This window comes from Epibacterium sp. HA2-3, assembly GCF_055693725.2.
This window is the reverse complement of the sequence record NZ_JBVFUL020000005.1, coordinates 44,456-58,909: the sequence shown is the minus strand read 5'-3', so window position 1 is coordinate 58,909 and position 14,454 is coordinate 44,456. Positions and strand designations below refer to the sequence as shown.

12 protein-coding genes are annotated in these 14,454 nt (G+C 62.7%); 5 read left to right on the top strand and 7 right to left on the bottom strand.

Annotated features, from left to right (window positions below; all coding sequences use genetic code 11):
• Positions 1-16 precede the first annotated feature (16 nt).
• Genes ACZ1HH_RS20090 through ACZ1HH_RS20065 form a run of 6 tightly spaced genes read right to left on the bottom strand, consistent with a single transcriptional unit; the run spans position 17 to position 6,694 of the window.
• Positions 17-844 (bottom strand): ATP-binding cassette domain-containing protein, encoded by an 828-nt coding sequence (locus tag ACZ1HH_RS20090; protein WP_472635812.1) that lies wholly within the window; start codon positions 842-844, stop codon positions 17-19.
• Positions 841-1,701, bottom strand: coding sequence for an ABC transporter ATP-binding protein (locus tag ACZ1HH_RS20085; RefSeq protein WP_472635813.1), 861 nt, complete (start codon positions 1,699-1,701; stop codon positions 841-843). The genes ACZ1HH_RS20090 and ACZ1HH_RS20085 overlap by 4 nt, the downstream gene beginning before the upstream one ends.
• Positions 1,698-2,549, bottom strand: coding sequence for an ABC transporter permease (locus ACZ1HH_RS20080; protein WP_472635814.1), 852 nt, complete (start codon positions 2,547-2,549; stop codon positions 1,698-1,700). Before ACZ1HH_RS20080 ends, ACZ1HH_RS20085 begins: the two co-directional genes overlap by 4 nt.
• A complete protein-coding gene (locus ACZ1HH_RS20075; RefSeq protein ID WP_416370254.1) occupies positions 2,542-3,552 on the bottom strand; it encodes an ABC transporter permease in 1,011 nt (336 codons plus the stop codon). The genes ACZ1HH_RS20080 and ACZ1HH_RS20075 overlap by 8 nt, the downstream gene beginning before the upstream one ends.
• A 39-nt stretch (positions 3,553-3,591) precedes the next feature.
• Positions 3,592-5,118 (bottom strand): ABC transporter substrate-binding protein, encoded by a 1,527-nt coding sequence (locus ACZ1HH_RS20070; protein ID WP_416370181.1) that lies wholly within the window; start codon positions 5,116-5,118, stop codon positions 3,592-3,594.
• 10 nt (positions 5,119-5,128) lie between these two features.
• Complete coding sequence (locus ACZ1HH_RS20065; RefSeq protein WP_472635816.1) at positions 5,129-6,694, bottom strand: phytoene desaturase family protein; 1,566 nt, start codon at positions 6,692-6,694, stop codon at positions 5,129-5,131.
• A gap of 96 nt (positions 6,695-6,790) precedes the next feature.
• Between ACZ1HH_RS20065 and ACZ1HH_RS20060 the strand changes: the two genes are divergently transcribed.
• From ACZ1HH_RS20060 to ACZ1HH_RS20040, 5 genes are read left to right on the top strand one after another with little or no spacing between them, the layout of a single operon-like run.
• Positions 6,791-7,582 (top strand): cyclase family protein, encoded by a 792-nt coding sequence (locus tag ACZ1HH_RS20060; protein ID WP_416370179.1) that lies wholly within the window; start codon positions 6,791-6,793, stop codon positions 7,580-7,582.
• Positions 7,583-7,586: 4 nt separating this feature from the next.
• Positions 7,587-9,146 carry a phytoene desaturase family protein gene (locus tag ACZ1HH_RS20055; RefSeq protein WP_472635817.1) on the top strand — a complete coding sequence of 520 codons (1,560 nt, stop codon included), beginning with the start codon at positions 7,587-7,589 and terminating at the stop codon, positions 9,144-9,146.
• Positions 9,143-9,613, top strand: coding sequence for a MarR family winged helix-turn-helix transcriptional regulator (locus ACZ1HH_RS20050; protein WP_416370177.1), 471 nt, complete (start codon positions 9,143-9,145; stop codon positions 9,611-9,613). Before ACZ1HH_RS20055 ends, ACZ1HH_RS20050 begins: the two co-directional genes overlap by 4 nt.
• Positions 9,614-9,666: 53 nt before the next feature.
• Complete coding sequence (locus ACZ1HH_RS20045; protein WP_472635818.1) at positions 9,667-11,817, top strand: thiamine pyrophosphate-dependent enzyme; 2,151 nt, start codon at positions 9,667-9,669, stop codon at positions 11,815-11,817.
• A complete protein-coding gene (locus ACZ1HH_RS20040; protein ID WP_472635819.1) occupies positions 11,814-13,340 on the top strand; it encodes an indolepyruvate oxidoreductase subunit beta family protein in 1,527 nt (508 codons plus the stop codon). The genes ACZ1HH_RS20045 and ACZ1HH_RS20040 overlap by 4 nt, the downstream gene beginning before the upstream one ends.
• A 36-nt stretch (positions 13,341-13,376) precedes the next feature.
• On the opposite strand, the gene ACZ1HH_RS20035 is transcribed toward ACZ1HH_RS20040, so the two are convergent.
• A complete protein-coding gene (locus tag ACZ1HH_RS20035; protein ID WP_472635820.1) occupies positions 13,377-14,372 on the bottom strand; it encodes an ester cyclase in 996 nt (331 codons plus the stop codon).
• Between the last annotated feature and the right edge of the window lie 82 nt (positions 14,373-14,454).

Genomic DNA, 14,454 nt, shown 5'->3' with positions numbered 1-14,454 from the left:
CCGCTCACTCTCGCTCTCAGACCCCCTGCCCCGCGCGCATGCCAAGCCATGCTGTGTCCACTTCGGGGAGTGGGATCGCATCCAGCAGGTCCCGCGTATATTGCGCCTTGGGGCGGGCAAAGACCTCGGGCGTGGCGGCATGTTCCACGATCTCGCCCTGATTGAGCACAAGCGTGGTCCCACAGAGCCGCCGGATCACCGAGAGATCATGGCTCACAAAGGCCAGCGTCAGCCCCATGTCGGCGACCAGCCGCTCCAGGAGCGTCAGCACCTGCGCCTGCGAGGATACATCCAGCCCCGAGACGATCTCATCCGCGAGGATGAACTCCGGCTCGGTGGCGATGGCGCGGGCAATGCCGACGCGCTGGCGCTGGCCGCCAGAGAGCTCATGCGGGAAACGGTGGCGAAACGCCTGCGGCAGCCCCACCTGCGACAAGGCCTGCCCGACCCGGTCGGCCACGTCGTCAAACCCGTGCAGCCTGAGCGGCCCGGCGATGATCCCGCCCACCGTCCGGCGCGGATTGAGCGAGGACATTGGATCCTGAAAGATCATCTGAAACCGCTTGCGCAGGGGCCTGAGTGCCGTCTCGTCGAGGTGGGTGATATCGCGCCCTTCAAACGCCACCAGCCCGGCCGAAGGCTCCAACAGCCGCACCAAAGCACGGCCCAAAGTCGATTTGCCGGAGCCCGAGCCGCCCACGATTCCCAGCACGTCACCGCGCGCAATGTCAAAGCTCAGCCCCTTCAGCACCTCCACGCGCGGTGCCGCGCCAAACAGGGGTTTCTGCGCCAGAAGCGGAAACGACAGCCGCAGATCACGGACGCGGTAAATCGGCTCGCTCATGTCGTGGTCCTTTCGGCAAAACGCAGCTCGGCCTGCAAATCATCAATGATGCGCTGGGGCACCGGCGTCAGGCTCTGATCGGGATCGGTGTATTTTGGCGTCGCCGCCAGCAGCGCGCGCGAATAGGGATGCTGGGGGGCTGCAAAAAACGCCTCGACCGCAGCCTCTTCGAGCACCTTGCCGCCAAACAGCACCGTCAGGTTCTGACAGATCTTGGCCACCACCCCGAGATCATGGGTCACGAACAACAGCGCCGTATTGTGGCGCTCCTGCATCTCCTTGATAAGACGCAGAATTTGTTTCTGCACCGTCACATCCAGCGCTGTTGTCGGCTCATCCGCGATGATGAGCTTCGGCTCTGCAGCAAAGGCCGAGGCTATCAGCACCCGCTGGCGCATCCCGCCCGACAGCTCGTGCGGATAGCTCTGCATCACCCGCGCAGGGTCGGGGATATGAACCTCTGCCAACAGATCAAGCGCGCGGGCATCGGCGTCACGCTTGCTCCAGCCCAGAATATCCACCAGCCGCCGCGTGATCTGCGGCCCGATCCGGCGCACCGGATTGAGCGCGGTCAGCGGGTCCTGTGGAATAAGCGCCGCCGTCTGGCCGATCACCCGGCGCCGCTCTGCGGGGCGCAGCGCCAGCAGGTTCTGCCCATCGAGGCGGATCTCGCCACCGGTGATGCGAATGGCGCCGGGCAGCGTGCCCAGGATCGCCTTTCCGATCATGCTTTTGCCTGCGCCGCTTTCGCCCACCAGCGCGCGCACCTCGCCTGCAGCCACATTCAGCGAAACATCACGCAGGATCGGCACCGGCCCCACACGTGCACTGAGGGAGGTTATCTCAAGAAAGCTCATCGCAGCACCGGATCAAAATAGTCCTTCAGCCCCTCGCCCAGTTGGCTGAAGCTGAGGACGGTCAAAAACAGACAGACCAGCGGGAAGACCAGCACCCACCAGGCCTGATGGATCGACACGCGGCCCTCGGAAATCATCGACCCCCATGTGGGATCATCGGTCGAGATCGAGAGGTTCACGAAGGACAGGATTGCCTCGATGATGACCGCGATGCCCATTTCCAGCGTCAAGAGAACCACCATGGTCGGCAGCACATTGGGCAGGATCTCAAACAGCATGATGCTGAGACGTTTGTGCCCTGTCACCTGCGCCGAGGCCACATAGTCCATCGCGCCCTGCGTCATCGCTTCGGCCCGGATCACGCGGGCAAACCGCGTCCAGTCGATCACCACGATGGCGATGATGATGGAGGTCAAACCCGTGCCCATCACTGCGATCAGCAGGATTGAGAACAGCACCGGCGGAAAGGCCATCCAGATGTCGATGAACCGCGAAATCACCAGATCCGGCCAGCCGCGATAGTATCCCGCTATCAGCCCGAGCGCGGTGCCCAGCAGACAGGTCAGCACCCCGGCCACCAGACCCACAAACAGCGCCACCCGCGCGCCATAGAGAAGACGGCTCAGCACATCGCGGCCCAGCGAGTCCGTGCCCAACAGGTACCCCGGCTCCGCGCCGGGCAGCCAGAACGGCGGCATCCGTCCCAGAAACAGATCCTGCATCAGCGGATCTTTGGGCGCCAAAAGCGGTGCAAAAACCGCCCCCAGCACCAAAAGCGTGAGCCAGCCACCTGAGAGCCACAAGCGTGGCCCAATGGGGCGCTTTATTGCACTGCGCGCATCAGCCATGTCGCAACCTCGGATTAAGCAGCGCATAGGTCAGATCAACGATCAGGTTCACCAGCGTGAACATCAGCGCAAACAGGATGACGATGCCCTGGATCAGCGGCAGATCGCGGTTGATCACCGCATCAATCGCCATGTTGCCAAGGCCCTCGTAGGAAAACAGCCGCTCGATGATCACCGTGCCACCGATCAGAAACGTGAACTGCACCCCCACGAGGGTCAGCGTCGGCAGGATCGCATTTGGCAGCGCTTCGCGGGTGATCACCCGGTTTTCGCCATAACCATGGGTGCGCGCCAGCGTCACGTAATCCAGATGCATGGTTTCCTTGAGCGATTGCTTCAGCAGCTGTGCAATGATCGCCGCCAGCGGAATGGCCAGCGCCAGTGCGGGCATAAACATGTGGCTCACCAGATCGAGCCAGATATCAAATCGCAGCCGCAGCACGCTCTCAAAGAGGTAGAAATTGGTGGCAAAGGGCAGATCGAGCGCCGGGGAAACCCGGCCTGAGATGTGAAACACCGGCCAGAGCACCCCAAAAAGCAGGATCAGCAAAAGCCCCCAGAGGAAATCGGGTACCGACAGCGCCATGCCATTGGTGACATCAATCGCCCCTTCGGTGCGGGTGCCGCGATGGCGCGTGCCGGCCAGCGCCAGCAGACCGCCGATCACAACCGCCATCACCAGCGCCATCACCGCCAGCTCGATGGTGGCGGGGAGCCGCCCCAGAACCAGCGAGAGCACCGGCTGACGGGTGCTGATCGAGGTTCCAAAATCCCCCTGCAGCACGCCGCCAACCCAGATCACAAACTGCTCAGGCAGGGATTTGTCGAACCCATAGAGCGCCTTGAGGCGGGCGATGTCCTCCTCGCCCGCGCCGGGCGGCAGCATCATGGCGATGGGGTTACCGGGCACCACCCGGATCACGAAAAAAACGATGACCGCCACGCCCAAAAGCGTGATCAGCATCGACAAAAGACGGGTGAGGAGTGTTCTGACTGACATCATCATGTTGGGGCAGCCCAGCAGCCGGGCTGCCCCCATCCCTTATCCGCGTGTCATCAGCGCCGGCAGCAGCGCGCCCGAGGTATGCGGCATCACCTTCACGCCCGGCGCATGCAGGATCGGCTGCACATATTGGAACAGCGGCAACACCAGCGCATCCTCTGCGATCTTGCGATCCACCGCTTTCCAGCCTTCGATGCGCTTGGCCTCATCCGCTTCGCCCCAGAGCGGGCCGATCATCGCCGCGAGGTCCTCGCCGTCCCAGACCGAATGTGGCGAAGGGCCGAACATGGCAAAGCCGGTCGATGTGGTGGGATCACCGATGGAGTTGCCCCAGTTATAAAACGCCGCTGGCGCCAGTTGGTCGGTGGCGCGCAGCTCGTAATGTTTGGCGACCTCATAGACCTCGATCTCGGCCTCGATCCCGACCCGGCGCCAGAGCCCGACAATGGCCTGGATGATCTCGTAATCCTTGGGCTTGAACCCTCGGGTGGTCTGGATCTTGAAGGTGACCGGATTGTCCGGCCCATAGCCCGACTCCGCCAGCAGCGCCTTGGCGCCTTCGGGGTCATAGGGCGTGGTGATCGACGCATCATAGGCCGAATACTGCGGTGTCTGCAGCGTGTCGATCGGCACACCATACCCCGACAAGAGCCGGTCTACGATGGCGCGTTTGTCCACCGCCATCACCGCCGCCTTGCGCACGTTGGGATCGGTCATCACCTCAATATCATTGAGGAAAATCATCGCTATGTCAGAGACGGGATGCGCCACACCCTCCAGTTTGCCCGCTTTCAGGCGGTCATATTCCTCGTAAGGCATCTCCAGCGTCACATGGGCGTTGCCGGATTCGACCTCCGCCACCCGCGCGGCTGCGTCGGTTACAAATTTGATGGTCACGCTCTCGAATTCGGGTTTCGGCCCCCAATAATCGCCAAAAGCCTTGAGGCGCACAAAGGCGTTGCGCTCGTATTTCTCGACCATATAGGGGCCAGAACCGATGGGCGCGGCCTCAAACCCTTCGGCACCGACGCGCTCGATATAGGCTTTGGGGCGCACATAGCCGGTGAGGAACGACATCCATTTGAAGATCGTCGGCTCAAACCGCAGCACATCCGCGGTGATGCGCTGACCATCGATCTGGAAGTTCCCCACGGTGGACCAGATGAACTGGATCGGATTGCCGCCATCGGGATCGGCCGCGGTCTCCAGGCTCCAGACCACATCCTCGGGCGTCAGGTCCGTGCCATCATGCCATTTGACGCCTTCGCGCACGGTCATGAAGATCTGGCTCTTGTCGTCGCTCCAGCCCCAGTCGGTCACGATCCCCGGCACCTGCGCCAGATCGGTGTCCTGTGCGATGAACAGGTCAAACACCGACTGATACATGCCCTGCAGGGTCGGGTTCACCGCCGACAGGCCCACGGTCGGGTCCCAACTGGGCAGCGCCACATTATTGGCGATCACCAATTCGTCGATCTGCTGCGCCAAGGCGGGCAGGCCCACCGTCGCCAGTGAAATCGAGGCCGCGCTGAGCTTTAGAAAGCCTCTTTTGCTGAGTGTCTTCATGTTGTCCTCCCTAGGATGCCAATTTTTGACCGAGTAGAAACCCCGCACCCGCCCCGGTTCCGGCGCCGGGCCAGACCGCAGCGCCTGTGTGATACAGGCGCTCGATGGGGGTGCTTCCGTCCGAGCGGCCAAACATCGGGCGGTAGAGGAAATGCTGCGAGAGATGATGCGAGCCGCAAATCTGGTCTCCTCCAACCAGATTGGGGTTATCCGCCTCGAGCATGTCCGGCGTTACAATCTTCTGGGCGATGATCTTGGCGCGTGTGCCGGGGGCGTGGCGCTCCAGAATATCAAGGGCGCGCGCGGCCATGGGTTCTGCCGCGGTGTGCCAGTCGCGGGCAGAGATCTGCCCGGCCGCGTCGCCCGCAATGGCACCGGGTACCATGCGCACCTGCATCCAGAGCACATGTTTGCCCTCTGGTGCGCGGCTTGGGTCGATTGCCGTGGGCTGGCCAACCACCACCACGGGTTCATCGGGCAAGAGCCCCGCCTTGGCCTGTTGATAGGTGCGCGCCATCTGGTCCATGTCCGGTGCCAGATGCACATAGGCGAATTGGCGCAGCTCCGGGCTGGCCTGCCAATCGGGCAGATCCTCCATCGCCAGGTGAATCATCATGGTCCCCGGCGCATGACGAAAGCGTTTGAGTTTCTGGCGGTAGTCGGGCGTCTCCTCGCCCACCAGTTTTGCCAGATTCTGGGGCGCGACATTGGCGATCACCGCACGGTCGGCCAGATGCACGCGCCCGTCGCGCAGCCGCACGCCCACCGCCCGGCCGCCCTCGATCAACACATCTTCGACCGTGGTTTCGGTCACGATCCGCCCGCCAGCGCGGGTGATGCAGCTGGACATGGCCTTGATGACCGTATCCGCGCCCCCCGCGCCAATGACCATGCCAAAGCTCTGGTTGGCCATGGCTTCGAGATAGGGAAACACTGCGCCCCCGGCGACATCGGGGGCAAAATCCAGATGCATGCCCCAGGCCGCCAGCGTCGATCTGAGTTCCGGGCTTTCAAAGCTGTCCTCGAGCCAGCTGCGCGGCGAGGACAGCAAAAACCGCAGCAGCTCAAAGGCGCCGCGCGTGCCCTCCTTGCGCCAGAGCCGCCAGAGGATTTTGGCCAGCGGGAGGGGTTTGAACGGCGTGCCAAGGAGCGCAAAGATATGTGCGGCACGGGCCGGGAACTGGTCGCTGAGTGCGCGCCAGGTTTCCGCGTCGTTATTTGCAAATGCAGAAATATTGTGCAGATTGCGCTCCGGGTCATTGGTGATCCCCAGCCAGCGGTCCTCGCCAAAAGCAGTGGCAAAGCAGCGTTCGGCTGGCACAAAGCCCAGCCCGGCCGCCATCAGGTCGTCTTGAAAACGCTGAAAGAACGGGGAGCCTGCAAACAAAGACAGGTTCATTGCGGCCCAGTCGTGCCGAAACCCCTCTGCCGTATAGGCGCCGGTCTTGACCGCGCCACCGATTTCCTCCGCCTGTTCCAGGATCAGAACACGCCAGCCCCGGCTCTGCAGCACCATGGCGCAGGCCAGGCTGTTGATCCCCGATCCAATAATGACAGCATCTGCTTTTTGGTCCATTTCTGGCCTCCCTCACGCATATTGTTTGCAAATGCAAATTTATTTGTCTAGCTTTGAATCACACCCAAGGGGTCGATCTTTGCAAGGGAGGATGCAATGAACGCTGAAAACACACTGGCTGATCTGGGGCGCATGCTGGCGTCGGGAGGGGTCGAGATCGTCGACTGTTCCGGCGTTCTGGGGCCGAACACCCCCATCCTGCAGCTGCCCGAAGATTTTGCCAAAAACACGCCCAAGGTCGAAATTCACAAGATCAGTGAATACGACGAGGACGGCCCGTTCTTTGCATGGAACTGGATGGTTCTGGGCGAACACTCCGGCACCCATTTTGATGCACCGCATCACTGGATCACCGGCAAGGACTACAGCGACGGCTTTACCGATACGCTCGACGTCAACCGCCTGATCGCGCCAGTGAATGTGATCGACTGCTCAAAGCAAAGCGCCGCCGATGAGGATTTCCTGCTGACCGCCGATATGGTCAAGGCCTGGGAGGCGGAACACGGCGAGATCAACGCGGGCGAATGGGTGGTGATGCGCACCGATTGGGACCAGCGCGCCGGTGACGAGGCGAAATTCCTCAATGCCGATGAAAACGGCCCTCACAGCCCAGGTCCGACCCCCGATTGTGTCGAATATCTCCTGTCGAAAAAGATCGTCGGCTGGGGCAGCCAGTGTATTGGGACCGATGCCGGTCAGGCTGGCGCGATGGATCCGCCTTACCCGGCGCACAACCTCCTGCACCGCGACAACTGCTTTGGTCTGGCGAGCCTTGCCAATCTCGACAAGCTGCCCGCCAAAGGCGCGATCCTGATCGCTGCCCCCTTGAAGATCGAGCGTGGCACCGGCTCCCCGATCCGCGCGCTTGCGATGGTTCCCAAGGGCTAAGGCAATGACAGATCACGTCATAATCGGATCGGGCATCAATGCTCTGGTGGCCGCCGCCCTGTTGTCGCGCAAGGGGCGCAAGGTGGTGGTGCTGGAGCGTGAGGAGCGTCTGGGCGGTTGCATGATGACCGCAGAGGCCACCCTGCCCGGCTTTCATCATGACGTGATGGCCGCAACCTTCGTGCTGTTCCTGACTTCGCCCGCCTACGGAGAGCTTGCGGGGGATCTGGCGCAGCACGGGTTTGAGCTGTGTCATACGACGCATCCCACCGCCGTGTTGCGCCCCGACGGGCGCGCCACCACGCTCAGCATGGACCGCGCCGCCAATATCGCGCAGTTCAATGCGCTTGCGACAGGCGACGGCGACCAGCACGGCCGCGACGTGGGCACGATCGAGGCGGATGCGGAGTTTCTGTTCTCGCTCCTTGGGGGCGAGCTTTGGCGCTGGCGCACCGCCCGACTGATGCTGTCGCAGATCCGCAAGCGCGGCCTCAACGGGCTGAAAACATGGTTCGGTGAGGCCCTGCGCCCCGCCCGCGCCTGGCTTGAGACCTCCTATCAGAGTCCCGACATTCAGGCCCTCTGGGCGCCTTGGGTATTGCACACGGGCCTCACGCCCGAGAGCACCTATTCCGGGCAGATGGGCAAGGTCATCGCCTTTGCGCTGGAGGCCGCAGGCGCGCCCATCGTCAAAGGTGGCGCGGGCCAGGCGGTCGCCGCCTTCCGCGCGCTCATTGAATCCCACGGCGGTGAATTGCGCACAGGTGCCGATGTGGCAGAGATCATCGCACAGGACGGCAAGGCCCGTGGAGTGCGGCTGGCAGATGGTGAAACGATCTGGGCCAGCTCTGTTCTGGCCTCTGTCACCCCTTCGCAGCTCTATGGGCGACTACTGAAAAGCGAGGCAAGCACGCCCGACCAGACGGCGGCGCAGGCCTTCCGCCATGGGCGGGGCAATTTCCAGCTGCATTATGCCCTCGACAAAACCCCGGAATGGCAGGCCGAGGGACTTGAGGATGTGGCGCTGATCCACCTCGCAGATGGCATTGATTCCGTGTCCAAATCCGCCAATGAGGCCGAGCGCGGCCTTTTTCCCGAAACCCCCACCATCTGCGTCGGCCAGCCCCACCGGCTTGATCCTTCGCGCTGTCCCGAAGGCAAGGCGATCCTGTGGCTACAGATCCCCGATGCCCCGCGCCAGATCAAAGGCGACGCCAAGGGGGAAATCACCGGCAAGGATTGGGACGACACCACCCGAGAGGCCTTTGCCGACCGGATCGAGGCGATCCTGGCGCGCCACATTGCAAACTTTGATGACATAAAGCTGGCCCGTCGCGCCTATTCCCCCGCCGATCTGGAATCGCTCAATATGAACCTCGTGGGCGGCGACCCTTATGGCGGTCATTGCGGCATCGATCAGTTTTTCACCTTTCGTCCGTTCCCCGCTTCCTGCAATGGGGCGACATCACTTTCCAACCTATATCATATCGGAGCCTCCACGCACCCGGGACCGGGTCTGGGCGGCGGCTCGGGATACAACACAGCAAAGCGATTGGGCGGATGACGGAACCACAGGAACAGCATCAAACCCTCGGCGAAATCGGGCTGGAGAATTTCGCACCCTACCTCATGAACCGCATCATGGGGCGTTACAACGCGTCGATGCGTGAAGAACTGGCAGAGCTTGGCCTGACCACGCCAAAGATGCGCGCGCTGGCGGTGCTGGCGATGATCGACGGGCTGTTGATCGGCCAACTCGCGGTCTATGCGGTGGTGGAATATTCCACCCTCTCGCGCTCGCTCGACGGGCTGGACGCCGATGGTCTGGTCGAACGCCGGCCCGACACCGAGGATGCCCGCGCCACCCGCGTGTTCATCACCCCTGCCGGGCGCACCGCATTCGAGAAGATCTGGCCGCGCATGGCAGAGGCCACGGCGCAGATGTTTGAAGGCATCTCCACCGACGAGCGACGGGTCTTTACCACCACGCTGCAAAAGATGCTCCGCAATATCCGGGTGCATGATTTCTGATCCCTGATCAGCCGCACCCGCCACCTCACTTCGTTTAGATTCCAAGGGACGCCATGGCAGAACGGTCATTCAAAAAAGAAGTCGAGCACCTGCGCGCCGGTGCAGGCGAAACCTTTACCGGCGAAGGCATCCTCGCCCTGACCAAGGCGCTTTTGGAAAACGGTGTGGGTTATGTGGGCGGCTATCAGGGTGCGCCGATTTCGCATCTGATGGATGTGCTGGCGGATGCGCAGGAGCTGTTGGGCGAATTGGATGTGCGCTTTGAGGCCAACGCCTCCGAGGCGGCGGCGGCGGCCATGCTGGCGGCCTCTGTCCATTATCCGATCCGGGGCGCGGTGACGTTCAAAGGCTCGGTCGGGGTCAACGTGGCCTCGGATGCGCTGGCCAACCTGTCGTCCTCTGGTGTGACCGGTGGCGCGCTGGTGATCGTGGGCGAGGACTATGGCGAAGGCTCCTCCATCATGCAGGAGCGCAGCCACGCCTTTGCGATGAAATCGCAGTTCTGGCTCTTGGACCCGCGCCCCAACCTGCCCTCGATCGTGAAATCCGTCGGGGACGGGTTTGAGCTCTCCGAGGCCTCCAATACACCTGTGATGCTGATGGTGCGCATCCGGGGCTGTCATGTCACCGGCAGCTTTGAATGTTCCGACAACCAGCGCCCCGCGCTGACGGTGCGCGACGCGCTCAGCAATCCGCAAAAGGACTGGAACCGGGTGGTGCTGCCGCCGATGTCCTTTGCCCACGAGCAGGACAAGATCAACAACCGCTGGCCCAATGCGGTGAAACATATCCGCGACAAGGGCCTGAACGAGTTCTTCGGCCCCAAAGAGGGCGAGCTTGGCATCATCTGTCAGGGCGGCATGTACAATGGCGTCATCCGTGCGCTGCAGCGTCTGGGCCTTGCGGATCTGCACGGCAATACAGAGATCCCGCTTTATTGTCTCAACGTCACCTATCCGCTGGTGGATGACGAGGTGCTGAGTTTTGTGGCGGGCAAGAAGGCCGTGCTCATGGTCGAAGAGGGCCAGCCCGAATTCATCGAACAGTCGCTCTCCACGCTGCTGTTGCGCGCCGATCTCAAGGTCAAACTCCACGGCAAGGACGTCTTTCCCATGGCGGGTGAATACACCGGTCAGGTGATGTTCGACAGCATCTCGGAGTTCCTGCGCCTCAACGCGCCGGGGCTGTTGCCGGACAAGATGCGCGCGCCGAACCAGCCGCCACCCGAAATCCCTGACCTCAGCAAAACCGTCCCGATCCGCCCACCCGGGTTTTGCACCGGCTGTCCGGAGCGCCCGATCTTTGCGGGGCTGAAACTGGCACAAGAGGAGCTCGGCACCCACCAGATCAGCGCCGACATCGGCTGTCATCTCTTTGCCGCGCTGCCGCCGTTTGAAATCGGCGGGGCGACCATGGGCTATGGGTTGGGGCCTGCCTCCAATGCGGCCTTTGATGGCGGCGGCAAGCGGCGCGCGATTTCGATTATTGGCGATGGCGGTTTCTGGCACAACGGGTTGTCGTCCTCGATCGGCAATATGGTGTTCAACAAATCCGACTCGGTCGCCGTGATCGTGGACAACTATTACTCCGCCGCCACCGGTGGGCAGGACATCCTCTCCAGCCGCGCCGACAATCCGACCAAATCCACCCAGAACCCGATCCCCAAGGCGCTTCGGGGTGTGGGGGTCGAGTGGGTCCGCCATATCGACCACACCTATGATGTGGGCCGGATGCGCGATGTGTTCCGCGAGGCGCTCACCACCGATTACGACGGGCCAAAGGTGATCGTGGCCTCCTCGGAATGTATGCTGAACCGCCAGCGCCGCGAAAAACCCTTGCGCAACAAGGCGATCAAGGATGGCCAGCGGGTCGAGATCCCGCGCTTTGGTGTGGATGAGGACATCTGCACTGGCGATCATGCCTGCATCCGCCTTTCAGGCTGTCCTTCGCTGTCGGTGAAACACCTCGACGACCCGCTGCGCGACGACCCGGTGGCGGCGATTGACCATACCTGTGTGGGCTGTGGCAACTGTGGCGAGGTGGCCGATGCCGCCGTGCTCTGCCCCAGCTTTTACCGCGCCGATGTGGTGCACAATCCCACCGGATTTGAACGCTGGTGGCGTGGGGTCTCTCTCAGCGTCATCAGCTGGCTGCAAAGCCGCCGCGAGGCCCGACGCCTGACCTTTATGGAGCTGTCCTCATGAATGCGCTCACCCTGCCCGCCCGCTCCCCGGACGAAAAACTCCAGAGCATCATCAAGATTGCCATTCTCGCCGTGGGCGGTCAGGGCGGTGGCGTGCTCACGGGCTGGATCGAAAGCCTCGCACGTGCGCAGGGATATGCGGCGCAGGCCACCTCGGTCGCCGGGGTTGCACAGCGCACCGGCGCCACGATCTACTACATCGAGATGGCCCCGATGGGCGACAGCATGCCGGTGTTTTCGCTCGCGCCCACCAGCGGCGACGTGGACATCATGATCGCCGCCGAGTTGATGGAGGCCGGGCGTGCGATCCTGCGCGGCTTTGTCACCCCGGATCGCACAACGCTCATTGCCTCCACCCATCGCGCGCTGGCGGTTTCGGAAAAAATGGTGCCCGGGGACGGCATCGCCAACCCCGATGAGGTGTTTGAGGCCGCCCGGCTTGCCTCGGATCAGCTCATCATGTTCGATCTTGATCGCATGGCGGCCGAGAATGGCTCGGTGATTTCCTCCTCGCTGTTTGGCGCACTTGCGGGCTCTGGCGCCCTGCCCTTCCCGCGCGCGGCCTTTGAGGATGCCATCCGCGCCTCCGGCAAAGGGGTCGAGGCCAGCCTGCGCGCCTTTGATGCAGCCTTTGCAAGGGCGCAATCGGGATCTGATGCCCCCGAGACGGCGGCACCCCCATCCAGCCGACCCGCCGCGCCGCGCGGTCCAAAGGCCCAGCTTCAGGCCTGGCAGCGCCTCGAGGAAGAGGCGCAGCGCCTGTCCACGATGGCCGTTCTGGGACTGCAAAAAACTGTGGCGTTTCAGGATGTTGATTATGGTCGCGAATATCTGGACCGGCTGCGTCAGTTTCACGACCTCTGTCCCGAGGATGCCGCGCTTCAGGAGGCGGCGGCCAAATATATCGCCAACGCCATGTGTTACGACGACATCATCCGCGTGGCCGATCTCAAGACCCGCCGCGCCCGGTTTGAGCGCATCACCCAAGAGATGAAATCAGGCCAGAGCCCGCTGCATCTGACCGAATTTTTTCACCCCCGGGGCGAGGAAATCATCTCGCTTCTGCCCGCGGGTCTTGGGCGCTGGATCGAGGCCCGCCCGCGCCTTGCAGCCTGGATCGACCGCCGCCTCAATCGCGGACGCCGGGTGCGCACACATCGGTTGTCCGGCTTTGTGCTGCTCTATGCGCTCGGGGGGTTGCGCCGCCTGCGCCGCAAAAGCCTGCGGCACGCGCAGGAGCAGGCGCATCTCGACGCGTGGCAGGCCGCTTGCCTTGATCTGGCGCAGAGGGATGCGCGTGCCGCGACCGAGCTTCTGGCTTGCCGCCGCCTCGTCAAAGGCTATTCCGACACCCATGCGCGGGGGCTCTCGAAATTCGCCCGCGTGATGACGGCGGCCAAGCTGGTCGATGGCCGCGCGGACGCCGCCGACTGGATTGCGCGCCTGCGCGAGGCGGCGCTGCGCGACGAAGAGGGCAGCGAGCTTGAGGGCGCGATCAAGACCATCCAGTCCTTCGCCAGCTGAACCGCGCCCCCGGTTTCAGGGGGCGCTGTGCGCGATCTAGTCGAGCCGACCCAGAATATCGACGCCCTGTTGCTTCCAGAAATGCAGCAGGTCGATGAAGATCCAGTTTTCCGCCAGCTTGTCGCCATCCCGCCGGTAGATGTCGATCACCCGGAATTCGCCGGGCTTGCCGGTGGCGGGCATTCCCATGAACCCGCCCGTGGGCACCGCAGTGAAGTTTGGCCAGCCAAAAAAGCCGCCATAGTGGCCCTCGCCGATGCGGCAGATATGTTTGGTCTTGGAGCGCTCGGCAAAGCCTGCGCGAAACGGGCCTGAGTGTTGCTTGGCGTAGCGTTCGATCGTGTAGGTCGCGCCGATCCCGGCAGGCCCCCACCACAGCATGTCCTCATGCCATGTGCGCCGCAGCTCCTCTTCGAGCGGCAGCGCGCCCTGCCAGGTGCCAAGATCCGTCACCATCCGGTCGATCAGATCCAGCGTGGCGCGCCCTCTTTCCGGGTCCTGAGGGTCAAACATCACCCCGTCATGGGTCTGTGGCCCCGGCTGGACCTGATGGCTGGCGGTTTGCGGCGGGAAGGGCTGCAGCCCGGTTTGCATCATGAGATGCGGGATGTCGAAATACATCGCCGTCTCGGTGATCTGCTCGCCTTCGACACGGTGAAAGGCGCAATAGCGCAGGAACGCCAGCTTGCCCGTGGGCCTGATCCCGAGCCAGGGCGCGTCAAATAGCCCCATCAGATGCCCCATGGATGAAACCCAAATGCCGCCCGGCTCGGTGTAGACATTCTCGCCCGCCATAAACACATCCATCCGCCGTTGCAGCGGTCGCAGCGCGTGTTTCAAGGGCTGCCAGAAGGCCTCGGCGACGGCTTCGGGGCCGGTGATTTCGTCAAACGGATGATAGCCCCGCCACAGAAGATTCGGGCTGCAATGCGCCGCCATCGCGGCTTTGATCTCGTCTCCCTGTGCGCGGTCAAGCGCCTCATAGAAGGCGCGGACCACCCGTTTGGCATTTTGTATCTGTGTCTTTTCCATCTGAATTTCATACCCTTAGATAGGCGCCCCGCAGAGATTCCGACTCATTTGTGCAAGCGCTTGCAAAAACACCTTGCCAGAG

Coding starts and splice junctions, on each gene's coding strand:
- ACZ1HH_RS20090 (WP_472635812.1), bottom strand. CDS start 844: ATGAGCGAGCCGATTTACCGCGTCCGTGATCTGCGGCTGTCGTTTCCG.
- ACZ1HH_RS20085 (WP_472635813.1), bottom strand. CDS start 1,701: ATGAGCTTTCTTGAGATAACCTCCCTCAGTGCACGTGTGGGGCCGGTG.
- ACZ1HH_RS20080 (WP_472635814.1), bottom strand. CDS start 2,549: ATGGCTGATGCGCGCAGTGCAATAAAGCGCCCCATTGGGCCACGCTTG.
- ACZ1HH_RS20075 (WP_416370254.1), bottom strand. CDS start 3,552: ATGATGTCAGTCAGAACACTCCTCACCCGTCTTTTGTCGATGCTGATC.
- ACZ1HH_RS20070 (WP_416370181.1), bottom strand. CDS start 5,118: ATGAAGACACTCAGCAAAAGAGGCTTTCTAAAGCTCAGCGCGGCCTCG.
- ACZ1HH_RS20065 (WP_472635816.1), bottom strand. CDS start 6,694: ATGGACCAAAAAGCAGATGCTGTCATTATTGGATCGGGGATCAACAGC.
- ACZ1HH_RS20060 (WP_416370179.1), top strand. CDS start 6,791: ATGAACGCTGAAAACACACTGGCTGATCTGGGGCGCATGCTGGCGTCG.
- ACZ1HH_RS20055 (WP_472635817.1), top strand. CDS start 7,587: ATGACAGATCACGTCATAATCGGATCGGGCATCAATGCTCTGGTGGCC.
- ACZ1HH_RS20050 (WP_416370177.1), top strand. CDS start 9,143: ATGACGGAACCACAGGAACAGCATCAAACCCTCGGCGAAATCGGGCTG.
- ACZ1HH_RS20045 (WP_472635818.1), top strand. CDS start 9,667: ATGGCAGAACGGTCATTCAAAAAAGAAGTCGAGCACCTGCGCGCCGGT.
- ACZ1HH_RS20040 (WP_472635819.1), top strand. CDS start 11,814: ATGAATGCGCTCACCCTGCCCGCCCGCTCCCCGGACGAAAAACTCCAG.
- ACZ1HH_RS20035 (WP_472635820.1), bottom strand. CDS start 14,372: ATGGAAAAGACACAGATACAAAATGCCAAACGGGTGGTCCGCGCCTTC.